Here is a 19,404-nt window from a genome sequence, read left to right on the forward strand (position 1 = left end):
CGCGGTGGGGGGGGGCGGCGCCGCTTCCCACCGGGTTCAACCCGGCGACCCGGCCGCGACCGGCCACTTCGTGGCCGCTGCTCCCTAGGGGTCGCAGGTGGTGGCTGGTAGTGCGGTCATGGCGGATCAGGGGTGTGCGGTGTGGTTGGGGGTGCGGTCATGGCGGGACGGGGGTGTGCGGTGTGGTTGGGGCGGATCAGCGGATCAGGGTGGTTTCCTGGGCGCGGATGGTGCGGAAGAAGCGGGGGCCTACGTCGGCGCCGTCGTGGTTGTAGCTGTCGATGATGTCGGCTAGTTCGTCGGCGAGTCGGCGTAGGTCCTCGGTGGCTGTGATGCGGTCGAATTCGTCGGGTTCCCAGCCCCAGGATGGGGGGATGTCGGTGATCGTTACGACGATCTGGTCGGCGAAGGGGGTGGTGACTGCGACGGTGAGCTCGGGCGGGGCGGCGGCGAGGGGGCTGTGGATGGTGACCTCGCCGGGGGCGCCCTTGGCGACGAAAGTGCGGGCGAAGGCGATGTCCTCGCGGACGAATTCGACGATCGAGGCTGTGGTCGCGTGCCTGCCCGCACGGTGGTGGCGCGAGCCGTAGACGCGGTCGGCGGCGGCGTGGGAAGGGTTGTGGTCCACTGTCTTTCGCAGTAGTCGTTCGAGCATTCGCTCCGCGGTGGCGCGCTCGCCCGCACCGGTGTTCTCGTGTTCGATCAGCGCGCGCAGCCGGGTGATGCGCACGAAGTGGTCGCTGCCCATGTCTTGATTGTGCCGTACATCGGGCGCGGTGGAATGCGTCACATTCGGCGTGCCACGGTTTCAGATACTCGGACATCCAACTTTATCGTGGCGAGCATGAGTGAAGCTGAAGTGCTGTTCGAGGTACGCGACGGGCTCGGTCTGATCACGTTGAACCGGCCGCGTGCGATCAACGCGCTCAACCACTCGATGAGCCTGGCGATCACCGAGAAACTGCGTGCGTGGGCTGTCGATCCGGCGATCCGCACTGTCGCGATCGTCGGCGCCGGCGAACGTGGCCTGTGCGCGGGCGGCGACATCGTGGCCATCCACCGCGACGCGAAGGCGATCAACGACGGCGGCCCCGACGCGCCCGCACCGCTCGACACCGCCGCTGCCGCCTTCTGGCGCGACGAATACCTGCTCAACGACCTGATCGGCAGCTACCCGAAGCCGTACGTGGCGGTGATGGACGGCATCGTGATGGGTGGTGGGGTCGGCGTCTCGGCGCACGGCAGCCACCGCATCGTCACCGAGCGCTCGCAGATCGGCATGCCCGAATGCGGCATCGGCTTCGTACCCGACGTCGGCGGCACCTACCTGCTCTCACACACCCCCGGCGAGCTGGGCACCCACGTCGCCCTCACCACCGCGCGGATGGGCGCAGGCGATGCGATCGTCGCCGGTTTCGCCGACACGTTCGTCCCGTCGGCGGACCTGCCCGCCCTCCTCGACGCGCTACGCACCACCCCCGCCGACGAGGCGATCGCCCAATTCGCCACGCCCGCACCGGAATCCGAGCTCAACGCCCAACGCGACTGGATCGACACCTGCTACGCGGGCGACACCGTCGAGCAGATCGTCGAGGCCATGCGCGCGGCGGACTCACCCGAAGCGACCAAGGCCGCCGAGGACCTGCTGGCCAAATCGCCGATCGCGCTGAAAGCGACCCTGCGCGCACTGCGCAACGCCCGCGACCTGACCCTCGCCGGGGCCCTCAACACCGAATTCCGGATCACCGTAGCCGCACTGAGCACCCACGACCTGGCCGAAGGCATCCGAGCCCAGGTGATCGACAAGGACCGCACCCCGCACTGGTCGCCCGCGGCCCTCGCCGACGTCACCGATGCCCAGGTCGACGCCTACTTCGCGCCCCTCGGCGAGCACGAGTTGGGATTGCCCGTCTCCTGACCCGGGTCGGGCACCCGGCGGTAGGCATCACCGACCGGCGGCGCGGCTCGGTATCGTCACCACCAATCCGTAACCGATGATCGACAAAAGGGTGGCCGTGACCGAATTCGAGACGATTCTGCTGGAACGCAAGGGCGGCGCCGACGGTAAAGGTGGGGTCGGCTGGATCACCCTGAACCGGCCAAAGGCCCTCAACGCCCTCAATGCCCAGGTCCTCGACGACGTCATCGCCGCGCTCGACGAACTCGACCGCGACGACTCCATCGGCGCCGTCGTGATCACCGGCTCCGCGAAGGCCTTCGCGGCCGGCGCCGACATCAAGGAGATGGCGCCCAAGTCGTACATGGACATGTTCCTGGCCGATTTCTTCGCCCGCTGGGACCGCCTGGCCAGCTTCCGCAAGCCCACCATCGCCGCTGTCGCGGGCTACGCGCTCGGTGGTGGCTGTGAGCTGGCGATGCTGTGCGACATCCTGATCGCCGCCGACAATGCCAAATTCGGCCAGCCCGAGATCACCCTCGGCGTGATCCCCGGCATCGGCGGCTCACAGCGCCTCACCCGCGCGATCGGCAAGGCCAAGGCCATGGATCTGATCCTGACCGGCCGCATGATGGGTGCCGAGGAAGCCGAGCGGTCCGGGCTGGTCTCGCGGGTCGTGCCCGCCGACGAGCTCCTCGACGTCGCCCTGGAGGCCGCGCAGACCATCGCGTCGATGTCGTTGCCGGTCGCGATGATCGCCAAGGAGGCGGTGAACCGCTCGTTCGAGACCACCCTCACCGAGGGCCTACTGTTCGAACGTCGGGTGTTCCATTCGCTGTTCGCGACCGAGGATCAGAAGGAAGGCATGGCCGCGTTCGTCGAGAAGCGCAAGCCGAACTTCACCAACCGCTAACGCGGCTTCCAACTCGGCGCGCCGTCGATGAAGTGCGCGGTACTCGGCGCGGTGCCCTGTTCGGGGGACCGCGCCGAGTTGTCGTTGCTGAGCAGCCCGGCGACCGTGCCACCGAGGGTGGCCGTCACCGCTACCGCGGCGAGAAGTTTTCGACGGCCAGAGGAGGGCTCGACACCGATCACGCCCGCGCCACGCTTCGCCATGCGCAACCGCGCCGAGGGACGACGGGCGCACAGCAGCACCGCGCCGCGCGCCGAAACATATTCCGGCTCAGGGTCGTACACGATCGGCAGGCCGATCAGCTGGGCCAGATCGGCGCGCAGACTCGGGTTGCGGGTGCAGCCGCCGAGCAGTGCGAGTGCTCCCGGTTGCACGCCCGTCTCCTCGATCAGCAGGCGCACGAACGAGGCCGAATGATGCAGTCCCGCTTCGCATAACGTCGCCAGATCGCTGCGCGTGAGTACCGCGCGACCACCGGTGTCGGCATCAGTCGCGGTGACAACTCTGGTGCGGCTCAACGATTCCCGGTGTTCGCGGCTGGCGTGCGTGTCGGTGGAGACACCACTGCGCGCGAGTTGCCAGCGCAGGAGCGCGTCGTAGCCGTTGCCGCTGAGGACGGTGCTGCGTTTGCCCGCGAGGATCGTTTCGGTGCGGCAATCGGCGTGGGTGATGGTCAGGCCGGAACTGCCGAGGTCGTAGAGCATCACCGAATCGGTGGCGGGCAGCAGGCCGGAGAAACGTAGATAGCGCAGCTGGGCCAGTGGTTCGTCGACGATGGCGAAATCGGCCTGACCCGCGGCCGCTCTGATCGCGTCGGCCTGGAGTTCGCTGCGGCAGGTGACGGCGGTGCCGGAGATGTACTCGTCGCGGTCGGCCGCCGCCGCGCGCATGTGATGGATCGCGGTGAGGACCGACTCCTCGATCGAGCCGCCCGCCCGGCGCGGTACGTGGATCCGGTCGATGGGCGGCATGTGCGGCTGATCGGAATGGGTCAGCAACGCACGGGCCCCACCCGCGCCCGCCGATACCCCGAGGATCAGCACCATGGGCTACATCGTGGACCTTTTCGCGCTACCTGCCAAGGGAATCGGCCGAAGATTCATCTCCCCGGTTGCCAGGTCGCGTGGAATGCGAGGTTTTCCGGGTCGTCGGCCTCGAAATCGCCCGCGTCGTGGCGGAACTGTGCCAGCAGTCGTAGCAGGTCGCGGCCATGGTCGGGGGGTAGGCCGGGCTCGGCGAACACCTCGGCGTTCAGCGCGGCCGTGGCTTCGGCGACGGATTTCCTTCCCGCATCGGTGATTTCGATGAGGGTTGCCCGGCGGTCACTGGGGTGCGGGACGCGAACCACCAGCCCGGCCGCTTCGAGTCGATCGACAGTATTGGTCACGCTCGTCGGATGCACCTGCAGCCGCGCACTCGCCTTGGCCATCGGCAGCGCACCGGTCCGGCTGAAACTGAGCAGCTGCAACAGTTCGTACCGGGAGAACGTGAGCCCCGACGGTTTGAGCGCCTCGTCGACCCGCGCCATCACGATCTGCTGGGCCCGCACCAGCGAGGTCACCAGCGCCATCCCATCGGCCACCGACTCCCAGCCGTGCGCCACCCACTGTCGGTAGGCCTCGGCGATGGGATCCTCGGAAAGCGGTCTGGGCCGTGACATGAAAACGATCATTCCACGACCCAGCCGCTTTCCCACAGAGCGAGCGGCGGGAATTGAACCCGCGTAACCGGCTTTGCAGACCGGTGCCTCCACCACTCAGCCACGCCCGCCTCGCCATTGATAATGCCGTGCACGCGGGCTCGCGGCGAGGGTTGGGATCAGCGTGATCGCAATGGTCAGTAGGCGACGGCGGGGCCGTGGACGGTGAGGTGGACGTGGTCGCCGGTGGTGGGGGCGGCGATGCCGGTGCGGCGGACTCGGACGGTGCCCGCGCCTTCGGTGAGGTCGATGGTGAGGATGACGTCGGGGCCGCGGAAGTCGACGGCGGTGACGCGGCCGGAGTGGGGCTGGTCGGCGGTGATCACCTGGGCTGCCAGTTGTTCGGGGCGGATCATCAGGGTGACCTGGCCGGTCGGAGCCCCGGGTTGGACGGGGACGGGGCCGAGGGCGGACTTGGCGATGTCGGCTTCGCAGCGGGCGTCGAGCAGGACGCAGTCGCCGAGGAAGCGGGCGGTGAACAGGTCGGCGGGCTGGTGGTAGACCTGCTGGGGTGGGCCGACCTGGGTGAATCGGCCCTCGCGCATGACGGCGACCTGTTCGGCAAAGCTGAGGGCTTCCTCCTGGTCGTGGGTGACCAGGATGCTGGTCATGCCCGCGGCGCGCAGGGTGTCGGCGACGGCCTGGCGGGTGGTGGCGCGCAGGCCGGTGTCGAGGGCGCTGAAGGGTTCGTCGAGGAGCATGAGGTCGGGTTTGCGGGCGAGGGCGCGGGCCAGGGCGACGCGTTGTTGCTGGCCGCCGGAGAGTTGGTGGGGTGAGCGGTCGGCGTAGGCGGGGGTGAGGGAGACCATGTCCAGGAGTTCGTTGATCCGGGCGCGGTCGCGGGCGGGGCGTAGGCGGTCGACGGCGCCGCGCAGGCCGGTGTGTAGGCCGTAGGCGATATTGTCGGCGACACTCAGATGGGGGAACAGGGCGCCGTCCTGGGCCACATAGCCGATGCGCCTGCGCTGTGGTGGGATGCAAAGACCTTCGCGGACAACGGTTTCCGATCCGAGCCGCACCGAACCTGTGTTGGGTCCCTCGAACCCGGCGATGACTCGCAGCAGGGTGGTTTTGCCGCAGCCGGAAGCGCCGACCACCGCCGCGGCCGTCCCGTCTGGTACGTCGAGGTCGATGTGATCGAGCACGGTGTTCGAGCCGAAACTCTTCGAAACCCCTTCGACGACAAGCCTGCTCATGGCGCGTCCTTTCCGAATGCGCGAAATCCAGTACGCGCGACGGCATTTGGGCGTCGACCGTTGTGTCGACCAGCCCGAGGGCGGCGCGTCACTGTGTTCGAGTGATTGATCCGGCCTTCTGCCCGGCGCCTCATACCCCGGCCGCCTTTCGTGACTGAGTGAACAGCAGATACGTCACCGGGATGGCGGCGATGATCATGATCAGGGCATATGGTGCGGCGGCCGCGTAATCGAGTTCGCCCGACTTCGTCCAGAACTGCATGGCCAGCGTGCGTGTGCCGGTGGGGGCGAGCAGCAGGGTCGCGGTGAGTTCGGTTGATACCGCGACGAATACGAGTGCGGCAGCCGAGGCGGCGGCGGGCGCGGTCATGCGCAGGGTCACCCGGAAGAAGGTGGCCGAGCCGGATTCGCCCAGCGAGCGCGATGCCTCTTCGAGGCCGACCGGAACCTGCGCGAGGCCTGCGCGCACGCTCACCAGTGCGCGCGGCAGGAACATCAACACGTACGCGATCACGACCAGGGACACCGTCTGATAGAGCGGCGGTGTCCAGCGGATGGTGACCGTGACCAGGGCCAGGGCGATCACGATGCCGGGCAGTGAGCTGGTGATGTAATTGGCGCCCTCGATCAGCCGGGCGAAAGAACTGGTCGAGCGCACCGCGATCCAGGCGACGGGGAACGCGCACAGGGTGGTGACCAAGGCGGCCGCAGCGGCCAGGCCGATCGTTTGGCCCAGCGCCGCACCGATTTCCACGGTGTCCCAGACCTCGGAACCACCAAGCCACAGCCATCGCCCGATCGTCCACAGCGGCACACCGAGCGCGCCGACGATCACCGCCACGAGCACTCCGAGCATCGGCATCCGCAGTCCACCCAGCGCGATCGGTTGCCTCGCGCGCGCCGCACCGCCACCCACTCGGGCGTACCGCGCATCGCCGCGCAGCAGTGCCTCGCCACCCAGCAATGCCAAGCAGCACAGCACCAGCACGCCCGCGAGCATGCTGCCGGCCGGACCGGCGAAACTGCTCTGGTACTGCTCGAAGATCGCGGTGGTGAAGGTGTCGTACCGCAGCATCACGAACGCGCCGTACTCGGCGAGCAGATGCAAGCTGATCAACAGACCGCCGCCGAGCACCGCTAATCGCAACTGTGGCAGAACAATTCGCCAGAACACTTCGAACGGACCAGAACCGAGCGCACGCGCTGACTCCTCGATCGCCGGATCGAGCCTGCGCAGCGTGGCCGCTACCGGCAGATACACCAGCGGAAAATACGACATGGTCGCGACGATCACAGCGGCCGAAAGCCCGTGCATCGACGGGAAAACGCTCACCCACCCATAACTGTTCACGAACGCGGGCACCGCCAGCGGAGCGACCAGCACCGGCCCCCACCACGCCCGCCCCGGCACATCGGTGCGCTCCACCAGCCACGCCAGCCCGATCCCGAGCACCACACACACCGGCACCGTCCACACCACCAGCAGCGCGGTGTTCTTCAGCAGCTCACCCACGCGCGGCCGGAACACCAGCGCGGCAGCCTCACGCAATCCGGTGTCGAACAGCACCGAGACGATGTAACCCAGCGGCACGAACGTCGCCGCCGTCAGCACCAGCGCGACGACCGTGACGAACACCCCGGGCCGACCGACCCGGGGTGTTCTCGTCGCGAGGGTGCGCACTTACAGCAGCCCGGCCTCGGTCATCAGCTGGGTGACCTTCTTCGCGTCGAGCTTGCTCGGATCGATCGCGGGCGCCTGCAGGTCGGCCAGCGGCGGCAGCGCGGGGTTCGCGGCCACGTCACTGGCGACGGGGTACTCCATCGAATCGCCGTCGCGCAGCACTTCCTGGCCCTTCTTGCCGGTGATGAACGCCAGGAACTTCTGCGCCGATTCCTGCTTCTTACTCGACTTCAGCACGCCGCCGCCCGACACGCTCACGAAGGCGCCGGGGTCCTGGTTCTTGAAGTAGTGCAGCGCGGTGTTGGCGCTGCCCTCTTTGGTCTTGGCCTGGTCGCGGTACCAGTAGTAGTGGTAGATCACGCCGCCGTCGGGGTTGCCCGCGTTGACCGCCTTCATGGTCGCGACATTGTTCTGCAGGGTGGTCGCGTTGGCTTTCATGCCCTGTAGCCAGGAGCGGGTGACGTCTTCACCCTTCAGTGCGAGCAAACCTGCCACGATCGCCTGGAAATCGGCGCCCGACGTGCCAGCGGCCCAGCGGCCCTGCCACTGCGGCTGTGCGAGATCCAGCAGCGAAGCGGGCAGCCCCGCCGTCTGGAGCTTGTCTTTGTTGTAGACGAAAACCGTTGCGCGAGCGGCGACTCCGGTCCATTTGCCGGTGGACGGGCGGTACTGCGCGGGCACCTGGTCGAGCGTGGCCTTGTCGACATCGGCGAACAGGCCCGCGTTCTCCACCAGTGCCATGGCGGGGGAGTTCTCGGTGAGGAAGGCGTCGGCGGGGGAGTTGGCGCCCTCGGCGACGAGCTGGTTGCCCAGCGCGGTGTCACCACCCTGACGCAGGGTGACCTTGATGCCGGTCTCCTTCGTGAACGCCGCCACCCACTCCTTGGTGAGCGATTCGTGCTGGGCGTTGTAGACGGTGATCTCGTCGGCGCTGCCCGAGGACGAAGAGCAGGCGCTGAGACCGAGAGTCGCCACCGCGACGGCCATCAGCCCGGCCAGAGGTTTCCAACTGCGCATCGGCGTCCTTTCACCAAGAGTCCCCATCTATGATGAGGCTTACCTAAGCAAGATACTCCGCGTGACGTGCGGAGATGTGGACGACCGGCTGATCAGAGGCCGGAGAAATCCCGGGCGACGGCATGGTTGCGGTCGTCGAGGGAGCCGAGTTGATAGTCCGGTGCGGCGCCGAAATACTGGCCGCGGGTCAGACTGCTCCAGCGGCGGGCTTCGTCGGTTCGGGTCTTGTGGAAGTTGATCCGGTACCCGCCCTCGTAGATCCGCAGTAGGCAGTAGCCGCCCGGATATTCCTTCACCGCACCGACTTCCAGGAATTCCACGTCGCACGGCAGGTCCGGTCCGGTGCGTTTGGTTCGGTGGGTGTGGCCGCTGTGGTGCAGGAAAACGCCGGGTGATTTCTGGTAGAGCGTCTGCAGTTCGAGGGCGGTCGGTCGGTCGAGGATGAAGCCGGGGCCGCCGATATTGGTGAGGCCGGATTCGGTGGTGATCGGGTGGTGGCCGAAGACGAGGGTGGGGCGGTCCGGGTCGGCGCGCAGGGTTTCGGCGAGGGCGTCGAGTTGGGGACGGTCGATGATGCCTCCTGCGGCTTCCGGGGCGCTGGTGTCGAGGCCGAGGATGCGCAGCTCGCCGAGGTGGTGTTCGGTCAGGTGCTGGCGGGGGAGGAAGTGCTCGCCCCAGGAGTCGGTGCCGTGGTGGGGGCGGTCGTGGTTGCCGCGCGCTACCAGGTAGTCGGTGCCTCGGGAGTCGAGATGCGCTCGGACGGAGCGTGATTCGTCGGCGGTGGCCTCGTTGGTCAGGTCACCTGCCAGCAGCAGGAGTGAGGCGTCGCGGGTGTCGTCGAGGAGGGCGTCGAGCATGAACTGCGGATACGGCGGGTCGCTGTGGTAGCCGGGCGGGAAACCGGCGATCACGATGCCGCTCACCGTTTCGCCGTAGTGCACGTCGTTGGCCAGGGCGATGGTGTGCAGTAGGCGGCCGGGAGGCGGCGGGAGAGTGGTGAATTCGCCCCGTGCCTCGGGTGCTCCCGGCGACGCGGTGGTCAGGGTGGGAGCGGGCAGGGCGCGAATGCCGTTGGACAGGGCGAGGAATCGGTACGGGCGGCCGGGTTCGAGGTCGTTGATCTCGGCGTAGTGGTAGGGGGTCTGGGTGTCGTCGAGGTACACGGTGACCGGCTCGCGTGCCGAATCCGCAGGGGCCAGGCGCACTTCGGAGTTCGCGGGAACCGGGACCGGACGACCTGCGGCATCGAGACCGAACGTGGTCCAGGTCAGTACCACGCCACGTTCGGTCACGGTGACGATTTCCAGATCCAGTGCTATCAGCGGATTCGGCTGTGCTGCACCATAAACCGGGAGCGCCGCAGCCAACGCCGCTCCCGCAGCGGCAGCGAGTACTGTCCGGCGCGACGCTCCGCAGCAGCTCATATCGGTCGAGGCTAGTGGCGGTTCGAGGCGAAAGCGGGCGGCGTCACCAGGTGTTCGGTCAGTGTTTGTTGGCCGGTGCCGAGCAGATCTTCCAGGTGCCGTCTTCCTTGGTGAGATGCTCCTCGGTCTCGGACTCGGTATTGGGCTCCTCGCCCTCCACCGACAGCGTCAACTTCCCGGTCACCTTCGCCTTGGCGTCGTCACCGTCGATGACGATGTCCTTGACCTCGTCGATGCTCACCTGCACTGTCGCCTTGTCGAACTGTTCGCGCTGCTCGGTGGTGAGATTGTCGATCTCGGTCCGGTCGGCCTGGCACGCCAGCTGCGCGGCGGCGATGAACCCGTCGGCATCGAGGGTGTCGTAGAAATCGCGTACGGCCACATCGATCTGCTTCTCGTCCGACGACAACGGCGTGCGCCCCTGCAACGTCAGCGCAACCCCCGCGATCAGCACCCCGACCACCACCAGCGCCACCACCCCGAGCCCCACGAACAACCCGGTCCGCTTCTTCTTCGGCGGCTGCGGAGCGAAACCCTCGGCCCCACCCGGATGCCCCGCCGGTGGATAACCCGCCGGTGGCCCGTGCGGCGGAACACCCTGTGGAGGCGCCCCCTGCGGCGGAACCGGCGGCTGCTGACCGAAGGGAGGTTGCTGTCCCTCTGGTGGATTCGTCATGGCAACGCTCCTGATGTCATCGGGGGCATCAACCCCCAAAACCTGTGGAACCGTGCGAGATCAAACCTGATAATCGGAAAAAGCACTGCCCCGACCGGGCGGACTGCGACAGTCCCGGCCCGTACCAGCAAATTGTGCGCGTGCTCTCGGCGTACCGTAACCTGCCGATTCGGCCCGACCAAATCCGGGGTTGTCCCGGTGGAGAGGCAACCGTGATGCCGTCTGGGGAGGGCCTGCCGTTCGTCTGCGGAACCGCTCCGCCGTACTACGCCGCCATCTTGACCACGGCTTTGTCGACCGATGCTGCCGACTTGGCCGGCTACGTCGAGGCGGCGGCGAAAATGGCCGATCTCGCGGCGCGGATCGACGGCTACCTGGGTATGGAGTTCGCACGAGATGCGGGCTGTGGCATCACCGTGTCGTATTGGCGTGATCTGGACGCCCTGCGGAGCTGGCGTGAAAACATCGAACACGTCGCAGCCCAACACCTGGGCCGCGAACAGTTCTACCTCGGGTACCGGGCGCGGATATGTCGCGTGGAACGTGAGTACGAATGGACGCGGCCAGCAGAATGGGATTCGCCCGCACGCAACGACCGCGAGCAATGAGGAGCTGATATGTCCCAACTCTGGAAATTGTGTAGGCCAGCCGACAGGCGAGCTGAAATGCACGACGACCCCGCCGCGTCGGCAGGGTCGAAGGCTAATCGGAGTCCGTAGGACGTCCTGCAGTCAACGTATCAAATTTCGTGATGACAGATATATCGTTGGCGCGTTCCCAGGTTTGGCTGCTGTCACTGCGTTCGAGGAGCTGAGATGTCGACCCCGCCGATGGAGCTTGTCGCGATCTCCCTCGATTGTGCCGATCCGGAGGAGCTAGCCGAGTTCTACCATCGGGCAACCGGTTTCGAGCTGCATCCTGAGTCCGACAGTGAGTTCGCTGGGCTGAACCGTGCCGACGGGCTGTTTCTCGGATTCCAGCGCGTAGAGAACTATCATGCGCCGCAGTGGCCCGATCAAGCTGTGCCCCAACAGATCCACCTCGACTTCAAGGTCGAAGATCTCGATCTCGCAGAGGTCATGTTGCTGCAGTTGGGTGCGACCAAGCCTGAACATCAGCCGGTCGGCGACAAAGGGTGCGTGCTCATCGACCCCGCTGGGCACCCGTTCTGTATAACCCTCGTCTGAGGCGCGAGAAGGACCCTGACCAGTGTTCGTTCAACAGTTCACGCGAAGGGCGGGCCCAGCAAATCCCACTTGTTGCCTGCGATGTCGATGAACACAGCGACACGCCCGTATGCCTCAGTTCGTGGCTCGGTCATGAACTCGACCCCCGTCGCTGTCATTCGGTGGTATGCGGCCTCGAAGTCATCGACGCGGAGAAAGAACCCAACGCGCCCCGCTACCTGATTACCGATCGCTGGAAGTTGCTGATCACCATCTGCCTGGGCGAGCAGAATCCCCGTGGACGCGTCAGGCGGGCGAACAACAACCCAAGCGCTTCGGTCGACCGTCGTTGGTCGATGCGGGCGAATCCTCCAATAGATCGAAGCCGAGGACTTTGACGAAGAAGTCGATGGCGGGGTCGTACTTCTCGACCACGATCGTGACCAGTTCCAAGTGCATCCCGCGAGCGTAGGGAACGCAAGTCCGAAGTCCAGCGATACAGCGAAGTTCGGCAACGTCTGCGGTTGTGCCAACCTCGCACAGGCGACAACGACTGAGATCGGGAACGAGAAACGGCCCCGACCAGTTGGTCGAGGCCTTTCTCGTGTGTGCCTTCGGCAGAACTCGAACCTGCCGCCTTCTGCTCCGGAGGCAGCCTCAGCCCGTTCGGGCCGGTACTCGTCAATCTTCCGGCGTACCGTCACCTGCCGATTCTGTCCGGCCACATCCGGGGTTGTTCGGGGTACTTGTGACAACGTGGTGACACTCGGAGCGGCCGTCGACGGCTTCGTCGTAGAAGATCGGCTCATGCCGAATGCAGCCGTAGGTGTTTCGTTGCCGGTTCGGCGGGTTAGGGTTCGCCCTGTGTCACAGATCTTGCATGTGTACTTTCTTGATTTGGCCGAACTTCAGGCCGTTACCGGGTCCAAAGACGAGCAGCTCCAGGACCGGATCCTCGGAAGGGGACATGACTGCTTCTCGAGGAACTCGCCCTCCGCGGATCGCGATGGCCACGTCGTGCGGAACAGGGAAGCACTTCGGGCGATCTTCGCTGGCGGACCTTTCGAGTCGCAGCTCGCCGAGCACTACATCGACGCACTCGAATTGATCTGTGACGAGTTGAGTTCGGATGGCGGCGCCGTGGAATTCCGGTTCGGAGACAGATACCTGCCCACGGCTATCGAAGACCTGGCCACCAGCATGATGGGCGAGGATCCATTTCCCGGCATCGTGGGCCTGGCGTCGAGCATCAACGTCGCCGAGAGGAATGGGTGGGGGTACATGAGCACGGAGGATTGTGCTGCGGAGCTCGAGGAGTGGGAAGACTACGTTCCTGAAGAACCTGATGACCTCGGCAGTTTCGTCGTTGACTGGCTCCGCGAAGCGATCGCCGCCGACAAGGGCATCATCGGCTTCTGGGGCGGATAGCGTTCTTCGTTGTCTGCTTGGGAAGCAGGCGAACATGCGGGAATATCGCTCTGAACTGGGCTCGCGGTAGTGCGCGGGGTACCCCGGTTTACCCTCGTTGACCCTGGCTCGGGGCGCGAACGGGGCACGACACCGAGGTGATATCGAGCCCGTCCGTGCGGCCCAGTACTCCGAGGCGACTACGGCAGTAACGAAAAGACGGTGATTACAGTCAGACCCGCAATGAACGTGGCTCCGAAGGCGGTGGCGCTCCGAAGTGCGGCTTGGATCTTCGTGCTACCGCTCAGGCTGTGCCCGATCGCCATCACTAGCGAAGCGATCACCGCGATTGCCACCACCAGGCACAGCGACAAGGCGAACGCTGCTGTGTTATCGGTGAGCTTCGCGAGTACTTCCGGCGAGTCGGACATGGCGCAGGCATTGCGCAGGTAGGTTGGCGACGGTGAAAAACCGGCGGGTGTCTCGCCTACCAGATTGATCCAGTTGGAGCTACGGGTTATGGTCGCCATTGGCGGTTCCTCTCATGTTGCTTCTGAACAGGGCGCCACGGCGGTCCGCCGAGGATCGTGCTCCCCCCTGGGCAAGAGGGGGGAGCGCATCCCGGGCAAGGGGACACGATCGCACGAGGTGCGCACTCCGCTCGGCGGAACGCTGTGACTTGGTTGAGACTTTAACCCCGGCTCACCCAGCAATCACGAATCGGTAACGCGCAGAAAATCATTGGATGAATCGGCTCTGGGCGAATTCCTAGCAAAACTCGCTGGTCAGGAGATCGTTCACGTGGTGGCGCCCGGTAAACCTCGATGGACGCCAAGTATTCGTGTGGCAACAATCACATACGGTTGGTGGCCTGACTCACATCTTTTGCACACCTTTACGCCGATCCGACGTAGATTATCGGGCGTTATTTGGCCAAATGGGTTGGCATGGTCAACTCGGTATGTACTGAGAAACTTGACATCGGTCGCGACGTACTGGTTTTCTTGACGGGTGAGTGATGAATCGGATGATCTTCAGAGACCTGTGATCCCTGATGTGGACGAATCCAAGGTAGCTGGGGCCGTGGCCCAGTTAACTCTGTACATCCACCGCAAATGTGACGAGCTCGCTGGCCAGCTTCTGAATGACGCCGCAGAGAAGCAGGGCCTGCAGAAGCCGGTGGGCGTCGAACCTCTAGCTGGTGAACTGTGGATCGAGTTCGAATTGGTGAAGCTGCGGATCCGACACCAGGCGAAGGTGGAGCTTGAGCTCGCGGTGAAGTCGGCACGAAGCGCTGGCGCTACGTGGGAACAGATCGGCTCGGCCTGCGGGATTACAAGACAGGCGGCCCACGACCGGTGGGGGAAGCTCATGAGAAAGCCTCTCAAGCAGGTGGCCGCACAGCCAGATGTGTTGGACCAGTTCGATCCCGGTGGAAGTGCCGGATGACGTTGTCAACGTGTGCCATCGACGGTACCTAGCTGCACGGCGGATATGGCCATGCTCGGTGGTGGTCTGCGCATAGGTGGGGCTGGCTACCCGCCTGCCCGATAGGGCCTGCCCTTCTCGCGTAGAGGCTCTGGGGTCAAGGGTGGCGATAGCCATCACGGAGTGGCGCGGAGCGCCCTTGACGCTGGAGGGGCGCGGGATCACAATGCAGGCCACCCCAGAACAGGGCCACGCGGCCACCGGTCGCGATACCACCAACCTCACCGCGGATTCCGTTCAGCAATTCACTCGCACCTGGTGACCGGCCAAGGTGATCGGGAACTATGCCGGCCTTTCGGCTGGGACCGGTGACGGTTCGGTGACCACCTGCGCGGGTTCGGCAGGTCGGTCCTATGAGGCAAGCGACGAAGTCGTGCGGCAGTACGTATGCGACTTGGTGTGCTGGTGGCCGTCGATCGGGCAGGATGTCGGCCGATTCGAGCTCGGGAATTCCGTTCAGCAATTCTGACGGGCTGCTCCTGGCCCTCGTCAACGCTTGGGTGGATGCGGTCTGAGCTGTCAGGAGTCCCGGCGTCTGCCGATAGCGCGTGCTCGTCGCCGACTCGCCGCCGCGCCGGGCGGTGAGGTACGAGCAAGACCGTTGCGCGGCGTCTGCGCGGCGGCGGCGCGCACGCGCCGCCGCAGGCGCCCTTGACTCTATATAGCGAAATTCAGCAACCACCCCGTCGGAGTGACGGGCGCTCATCTACTCGGGGACGTTGACCGACTGCGCTACAGCGCGATCGAAGTGACGTTCGGCTGGGAGTCGTCGGCTCAGTGCTGATCGGGCTGGGTGGTGATTGTGCGGGAGCTGCGGATACCGACCCTGTGCCTGGTCGCGGTAGTTCGAAGATTCGTTCGCCCGCCGAGAACAAAGGTCGGGTACCGGAAGTGTTTGGGGTGCAAACGGTTCCGGTCGGTGTTGCCTCGAGTAAGCTGAGATCACCTCCACCTCAGGGGCGGTACGGGACCTGGTCACCGTGCCGTGCCGAGAAGGGAGGTGATGAGATTGGCTAAACACCGCCGGAGCAAGAAAGAAGCCCCGGTCGATTACGGTGTGCTGCTTGCGACAGCTTCCGTGATCGCCGGGGCTCTGTTCCTGGTCAGCCGAGTTCGACGGGCTAGCTAGTTTCATCGGGGTGGGCGTCGGGCCAACGGCGTCCACCCGCTCGGCATCACTCGCGTGATGGTCTCGATGGTACTTGACACAGCGGACTTCGGGAACGGTCTGGCTGACTGATTCTTGTAAACGACGAAGGCCTCCGACCGCTGAAATGCTGGTCGGAGGCCTTCTCGTTCTGTGCCCTCGGCAGGAATCGAACCTGCGGCCTTCTGCTCCGGAGGCAGACGCTCTATCCCCTGAGCTACGAGGGCGGGGTAGATGCCGGTCGCGGTGAGGCGATCGGGCGTCGACAGCGTATCGCATGTAGTGCGGTGTGCCAAAAACCGTGCCGGAGCGGGGATGCCCGGTCCGGCACGTGGGTCAGCTGAGGGGGAGGGGGGTGGCGCCTCGGGTGGCGAGCATGGTGGTCATCAGCTGGGATTCGCTGGCTTGGGTTTTGGACATGGTGGTGGCCAGGGTGCGGACGGGGGTGGTGGCGGCGTGTTCGGCGGCGTAGTCGAGCATCGGGACGCCGCCCTGGTGGTGGCGCAGCATCAGTTGCAGGAACATCGTGTCCAGGGCGGGGCCGGTGGACTGGCGCAGGGCGGTCATTTCCTCCTGGCTCGCCATGCCGGGCATCTGCTGCATCGGTCCCGACATCGCGGGCTCGCCGGTGGCGCTGCCGTGGTGGCCCGCGCTGCCGTGGTCGTCGGTCATCCAGCCCATGTAACCGTCGATGTTCTGGTTGGACTCGCCCCACAGCTGCAACCAGGCCTGCATGCGGCCGATCTGGTTCTGCTGGGTGGTGAGGATGTCGTAGGCGAGGCGGCGCACGTCGTTGTCGGTGGAGGCGATCAGCGCCACCCCGGCCATATCGACGGCCTGCGCGTGGTGCGCGGTCATGTCCTGGCTGAAGCCGATGTCGACAGCGCTCGGCTCCGGTTCGGACGCCTTCTCCAGCGGCATCCGCAACAGCACGCCCGCTACCGCGCCGAGCAGCAGCAGACCGATCGCGCCGAGCACGAGCACCGCCCCGGCCGGGCGTCGCGCGCTCGACTCGGGTGCGGTGTCGTCGATTTCTTCCGTGCTCACTACTGGCCCGAGGGCAGGCCGCCCGGCACCGGGATGCTCGGCAGGCCGGGGATGCCCGAACCGCCGGCGCCGCCGAGTTCGGACGCGTCCGGGGTCAGGCCCTTACCGTCCATCGGCACCGCTTCGGGGCCGTAGGGCGAGGAGTCGAACGGCGGCGGGTTGTTCGCGTCGAAGATCGGGTTCGAGCAGCTCGCGCCGACCTCGGGGTAGGCGTAGGGGTTCTCGCGCAGGGCGGAGATGAACTGCTTGATTCGCGCGTCGTCGGCGGAGTCCAGCTTGAGCTGGTGGCCCCACGACTGCAGCGAGATCGCCGAGTCCAGACCCGGGTACGGCGACATCAGCGAGAACTGACGGCCCTTGACGAAGTTCGACAGCTTCTCGACACCGGCCGCGTCGACCTTGTCCGGGTTGTAGGCGATCCAGACCGCGCCGTGCTCGAGCGAGTGCACCGCGTTCTCCATGCGGATCGGCTTGGCGTACACGGTGCCCGTGCAGTTGGCCCACGCGCCGTCGTGCGGGCCACCGAAGGCCGGGGCCTTGTCGTAGGCGACGCGCTGCTCGGGGGTCACGTGCAGACCGGCCGGGTACTCGGTCTTCACGACGCCGTCGATCTTCGTCGACGGGTCCTGGTTCTCCTTCGAAGGCACCCATTCCTTGAGATCGGTCTGGGCTTCCCGGATGGCGGCCTGGTCCATGTACTTGGGCACCAGGCTGTAGGCCAACAGGCCGATCAGCGCGACGATGGCAATGCCCGCGCCGAGGAGGGCCCATGGGGTTTCCCGCTTCTTGCCCGGAAGGTTGCCCTTACCGGTCTTGCGGGACGGAGACGACTTCCCCGCGGCCTTGACGGCCTTGGCTGATGTGGCGCTAGTCCTGCTCGGCATCGCTGCTGGTGCTCTTTCGACGTGTGGATCGGTCAGTTCGTGGCGGGCGGTCGTGGTTGCAAGGGGCCCAGCCAATAGGATAGAGACTCGTGACTCCAGCTGACCTTGCAGATCTCCTTCGTACCACTGCGGCGAAGGTGCTTGTCGAACGCGGACTGGACTCGTCGGTCCTGCCGGAGCAGGTCACAGTGGAGCGTCCGCGTAACCCCGAACACGGCGACTATGCCACGAATGTGGCGATGCAGGTGGCCAAGCGGGTCGGAACGAACCCGCGCGAGCTGGCCGGTTGGCTGGCCGAGGCGCTGTCGGCGGCCGAGGGAATCGATGTGGCCGAGATCGCCGGGCCCGGCTTCCTGAACATCCGTCTCGCCGCTTCGGCGCAGGGCGCGATCGTGAGCCAGATCCTGGCCGCGGGCGAGATCTACGGCACCGGGTTCACGCTTGCCGGTACCAAGATCAACCTCGAATTCGTTTCGGCGAACCCCACCGGTCCGGTGCACCTCGGTGGCACCCGCTGGGCCGCTGTCGGTGACGCGCTGGGTCGCATCCTGGCAGCTCAGGGCGCCGACGTGACCCGCGAGTACTACTTCAACGACCACGGCGCGCAGATCGACCGCTTCGCGAAGTCGCTGGTCGCGTCCGCGCTGGGCGAGCCGACCCCCGAGGACGGATACGCGGGCGAGTACATCGCCGAGATCAGCGCGAGCATCGTCGCCGCGCATCCCGACGTGCTCACCCTGCCCGCCGACGAGCGCCACGAGGTGTTCCGCAGCGAGGGCGTGCAGCAGATGTTCGCCCAGATCCGCGCGGACCTGCACGAGTTCGGCACCGACTTCGACGTGTACTTCAACGAGAGCGAACTGTTCGCCTCCGGCGCGGTCGAACGCGCCGTCGAAGAGCTCAAGAACTCCGGCAACCTGTACGAGAAGGACGGCGCCTGGTGGATCGCCAGCACCGAGTACGGCGACGACAAGGACCGCGTGGTCCTCAAGAGTGACGGCAATGCCGCTTACATCGCCGGTGACATCGCCTACTTCCAGAACAAGCGTGGCCGCGGCTTCGACCTGGCCATCTACATGCTCGGCGCCGACCACCACGGCTACATCGGCCGGTTGAAGGCCGCCGCGGCCGCGTTCGGCGACAACCCCGACACCGTCGAGGTGCTGATCGGGCAGATGGTGAACCTGGTCAAAGACGGCGTCGCGGTGAAGATGAGCAAGCGTGCCGGAACTGTCGTGACGCTCAACGACCTTGTCGAGGAGATCGGCGTCGACGCCGCGCGCTACTCGCTGGTGCGTTCGTCGGTGAACTCGAGCATCGACATCGATCTCGACCTGTGGACCAAAGCGGCCAGCGAGAACCCGGTCTACTACGTCCAGTACGCGCACGCACGGACCAACAACATCATCGGCAATGCCGCGAAGTTCACCGAATTCGCTTCGGTCGCACCGGATTTCGCGCTGATGACCTCCGCGCGCGAAGGTGATCTGATCCGCACCCTCGGCGATTTCCCGCGCGTGGTCGCCACCGCCGCCGACACCCGCGAACCGCACCGCATCGCCCGCTACCTCGAAGATCTGGCCGGGGTCTACCACCCGTTCCAGTCCGACGACGACATGCGCGTGCTCCCCAAGGGCGACGACGCCGTCACCCCGCTCAACGCCGCCCGCCTCGAACTGGTCAAGGCGACCCGACAGGTGCTGGCCAACGGCCTCGCCCTGCTCGGCGTGAGTGCACCGGAGCGCATGTGAGCTCCCACAGA

20 protein-coding genes and 2 tRNA genes are annotated in these 19,404 nt (G+C 65.9%); 7 read left to right on the top strand and 15 right to left on the bottom strand.

All coding sequences use genetic code 11. The annotated features are described in order from the left end of the window. Positions 1-196: 196 nt before the first annotated feature. Positions 197-748, bottom strand: coding sequence for a hypothetical protein (locus tag ACFW6D_RS30080; protein WP_379333707.1), 552 nt, complete (start codon positions 746-748; stop codon positions 197-199). Between the two features lie 96 nt (positions 749-844). Here ACFW6D_RS30080 and ACFW6D_RS30085 point away from each other — a divergent pair, with 96 nt between their 5' ends. Together ACFW6D_RS30085 and ACFW6D_RS30090 are read left to right on the top strand one after the other, a co-directional pair. Beyond that, positions 845-1,918 (top strand): enoyl-CoA hydratase/isomerase family protein, encoded by a 1,074-nt coding sequence (locus ACFW6D_RS30085; RefSeq protein WP_379333709.1) that lies wholly within the window; start codon positions 845-847, stop codon positions 1,916-1,918. A gap of 97 nt (positions 1,919-2,015) precedes the next feature. Continuing rightward, positions 2,016-2,810, top strand: coding sequence for an enoyl-CoA hydratase (locus ACFW6D_RS30090; RefSeq protein ID WP_379333711.1), 795 nt, complete (start codon positions 2,016-2,018; stop codon positions 2,808-2,810). On the opposite strand, the gene ACFW6D_RS30095 is transcribed toward ACFW6D_RS30090, so the two are convergent. The 8 genes from ACFW6D_RS30095 to ACFW6D_RS30130 form a co-directional block, all read right to left on the bottom strand. Further along, positions 2,807-3,856 (bottom strand): hypothetical protein, encoded by a 1,050-nt coding sequence (locus ACFW6D_RS30095; RefSeq protein ID WP_379333713.1) that lies wholly within the window; start codon positions 3,854-3,856, stop codon positions 2,807-2,809. The two genes, ACFW6D_RS30090 and ACFW6D_RS30095, sit on opposite strands and share 4 nt — an antisense overlap. A gap of 53 nt (positions 3,857-3,909) precedes the next feature. Next, positions 3,910-4,470 carry a MarR family winged helix-turn-helix transcriptional regulator gene (locus ACFW6D_RS30100; RefSeq protein WP_379333715.1) on the bottom strand — a complete coding sequence of 187 codons (561 nt, stop codon included), beginning with the start codon at positions 4,468-4,470 and terminating at the stop codon, positions 3,910-3,912. Positions 4,471-4,508: 38 nt separating this feature from the next. Further along, a tRNA-Cys gene (locus ACFW6D_RS30105) sits at positions 4,509-4,580 on the bottom strand. Between the two features lie 66 nt (positions 4,581-4,646). Then, on the bottom strand, positions 4,647-5,705 hold the full coding sequence (locus tag ACFW6D_RS30110; RefSeq protein ID WP_379333717.1) for an ABC transporter ATP-binding protein: 1,059 nt from the start codon (positions 5,703-5,705) through the stop codon (positions 4,647-4,649). Between the two features lie 130 nt (positions 5,706-5,835). Next, positions 5,836-7,341, bottom strand: a complete 1,506-nt coding sequence (locus ACFW6D_RS30115) for an ABC transporter permease (protein WP_379333719.1) — start codon at positions 7,339-7,341, stop codon at positions 5,836-5,838. 45 nt (positions 7,342-7,386) lie between these two features. Next, positions 7,387-8,403 (bottom strand): iron ABC transporter substrate-binding protein, encoded by a 1,017-nt coding sequence (locus ACFW6D_RS30120; protein ID WP_379333721.1) that lies wholly within the window; start codon positions 8,401-8,403, stop codon positions 7,387-7,389. Between the two features lie 92 nt (positions 8,404-8,495). Further along, the gene (locus ACFW6D_RS30125) at positions 8,496-9,770 is read right to left on the bottom strand and encodes a metallophosphoesterase (protein WP_379333723.1); all 1,275 of its coding nucleotides are present in this window, start codon (positions 9,768-9,770) and stop codon (positions 8,496-8,498) included. A gap of 115 nt (positions 9,771-9,885) precedes the next feature. Continuing rightward, a complete protein-coding gene (locus tag ACFW6D_RS30130) occupies positions 9,886-10,503 on the bottom strand; it encodes a hypothetical protein (protein ID WP_379333725.1) in 618 nt (205 codons plus the stop codon). A gap of 215 nt (positions 10,504-10,718) precedes the next feature. Here ACFW6D_RS30130 and ACFW6D_RS30135 point away from each other — a divergent pair, with 215 nt between their 5' ends. Both ACFW6D_RS30135 and ACFW6D_RS30140 read left to right on the top strand, forming a co-directional pair. Further along, the gene (locus ACFW6D_RS30135; protein WP_379333727.1) at positions 10,719-11,111 is read left to right on the top strand and encodes an antibiotic biosynthesis monooxygenase family protein; all 393 of its coding nucleotides are present in this window, start codon (positions 10,719-10,721) and stop codon (positions 11,109-11,111) included. A gap of 207 nt (positions 11,112-11,318) precedes the next feature. After that, on the top strand, positions 11,319-11,690 hold the full coding sequence (locus ACFW6D_RS30140; RefSeq protein ID WP_379333729.1) for a VOC family protein: 372 nt from the start codon (positions 11,319-11,321) through the stop codon (positions 11,688-11,690). A gap of 38 nt (positions 11,691-11,728) precedes the next feature. On the opposite strand, the gene ACFW6D_RS30145 is transcribed toward ACFW6D_RS30140, so the two are convergent. Then, a complete protein-coding gene (locus ACFW6D_RS30145; protein ID WP_379333775.1) occupies positions 11,729-12,049 on the bottom strand; it encodes a VOC family protein in 321 nt (106 codons plus the stop codon). Beyond that, positions 11,976-12,128: a VOC family protein gene (locus tag ACFW6D_RS30150; RefSeq protein ID WP_379333778.1), complete on the bottom strand. Its 153-nt coding sequence runs from the start codon at positions 12,126-12,128 to the stop codon at positions 11,976-11,978. Before ACFW6D_RS30150 ends, ACFW6D_RS30145 begins: the two co-directional genes overlap by 74 nt. 405 nt (positions 12,129-12,533) lie before the next feature. Here ACFW6D_RS30150 and ACFW6D_RS30155 point away from each other — a divergent pair, with 405 nt between their 5' ends. Beyond that, complete coding sequence (locus ACFW6D_RS30155; protein ID WP_379333731.1) at positions 12,534-13,097, top strand: hypothetical protein; 564 nt, start codon at positions 12,534-12,536, stop codon at positions 13,095-13,097. Between the two features lie 179 nt (positions 13,098-13,276). Here the strand turns inward: ACFW6D_RS30155 and ACFW6D_RS30160 are convergent, their stop codons facing one another. Next, positions 13,277-13,606 (bottom strand): hypothetical protein, encoded by a 330-nt coding sequence (locus ACFW6D_RS30160; protein ID WP_379333733.1) that lies wholly within the window; start codon positions 13,604-13,606, stop codon positions 13,277-13,279. A gap of 481 nt (positions 13,607-14,087) precedes the next feature. Here ACFW6D_RS30160 and ACFW6D_RS30165 point away from each other — a divergent pair, with 481 nt between their 5' ends. Continuing rightward, positions 14,088-14,525, top strand: a complete 438-nt coding sequence (locus ACFW6D_RS30165) for a hypothetical protein (protein ID WP_379333735.1) — start codon at positions 14,088-14,090, stop codon at positions 14,523-14,525. A 1,340-nt stretch (positions 14,526-15,865) separates the two neighbouring features. Here the strand turns inward: ACFW6D_RS30165 and ACFW6D_RS30170 are convergent. From ACFW6D_RS30170 to ACFW6D_RS30180, 3 genes are all read right to left on the bottom strand, one after another. After that, positions 15,866-15,938: transfer RNA gene (locus ACFW6D_RS30170), tRNA-Arg, on the bottom strand. 109 nt (positions 15,939-16,047) lie between these two features. Continuing rightward, positions 16,048-16,758: a DUF305 domain-containing protein gene (locus ACFW6D_RS30175; protein ID WP_379333737.1), complete on the bottom strand. Its 711-nt coding sequence runs from the start codon at positions 16,756-16,758 to the stop codon at positions 16,048-16,050. Next, positions 16,758-17,642, bottom strand: coding sequence for a DUF3105 domain-containing protein (locus tag ACFW6D_RS30180; protein ID WP_379333739.1), 885 nt, complete (start codon positions 17,640-17,642; stop codon positions 16,758-16,760). The genes ACFW6D_RS30175 and ACFW6D_RS30180 overlap by 1 nt, the downstream gene beginning before the upstream one ends. A gap of 89 nt (positions 17,643-17,731) precedes the next feature. On the opposite strand from ACFW6D_RS30180, the gene argS reads away from it, so the two are divergent. Next, positions 17,732-19,393 (top strand): arginine--tRNA ligase, encoded by a 1,662-nt coding sequence (argS, locus tag ACFW6D_RS30185; RefSeq protein WP_379333741.1) that lies wholly within the window; start codon positions 17,732-17,734, stop codon positions 19,391-19,393. Positions 19,394-19,404 lie beyond the last annotated feature (11 nt).

Source organism: Nocardia sp. NPDC058705 (assembly GCF_042749305.1).
Classification (GTDB): Bacteria; Actinomycetota; Actinomycetes; order Mycobacteriales; family Mycobacteriaceae; genus Nocardia.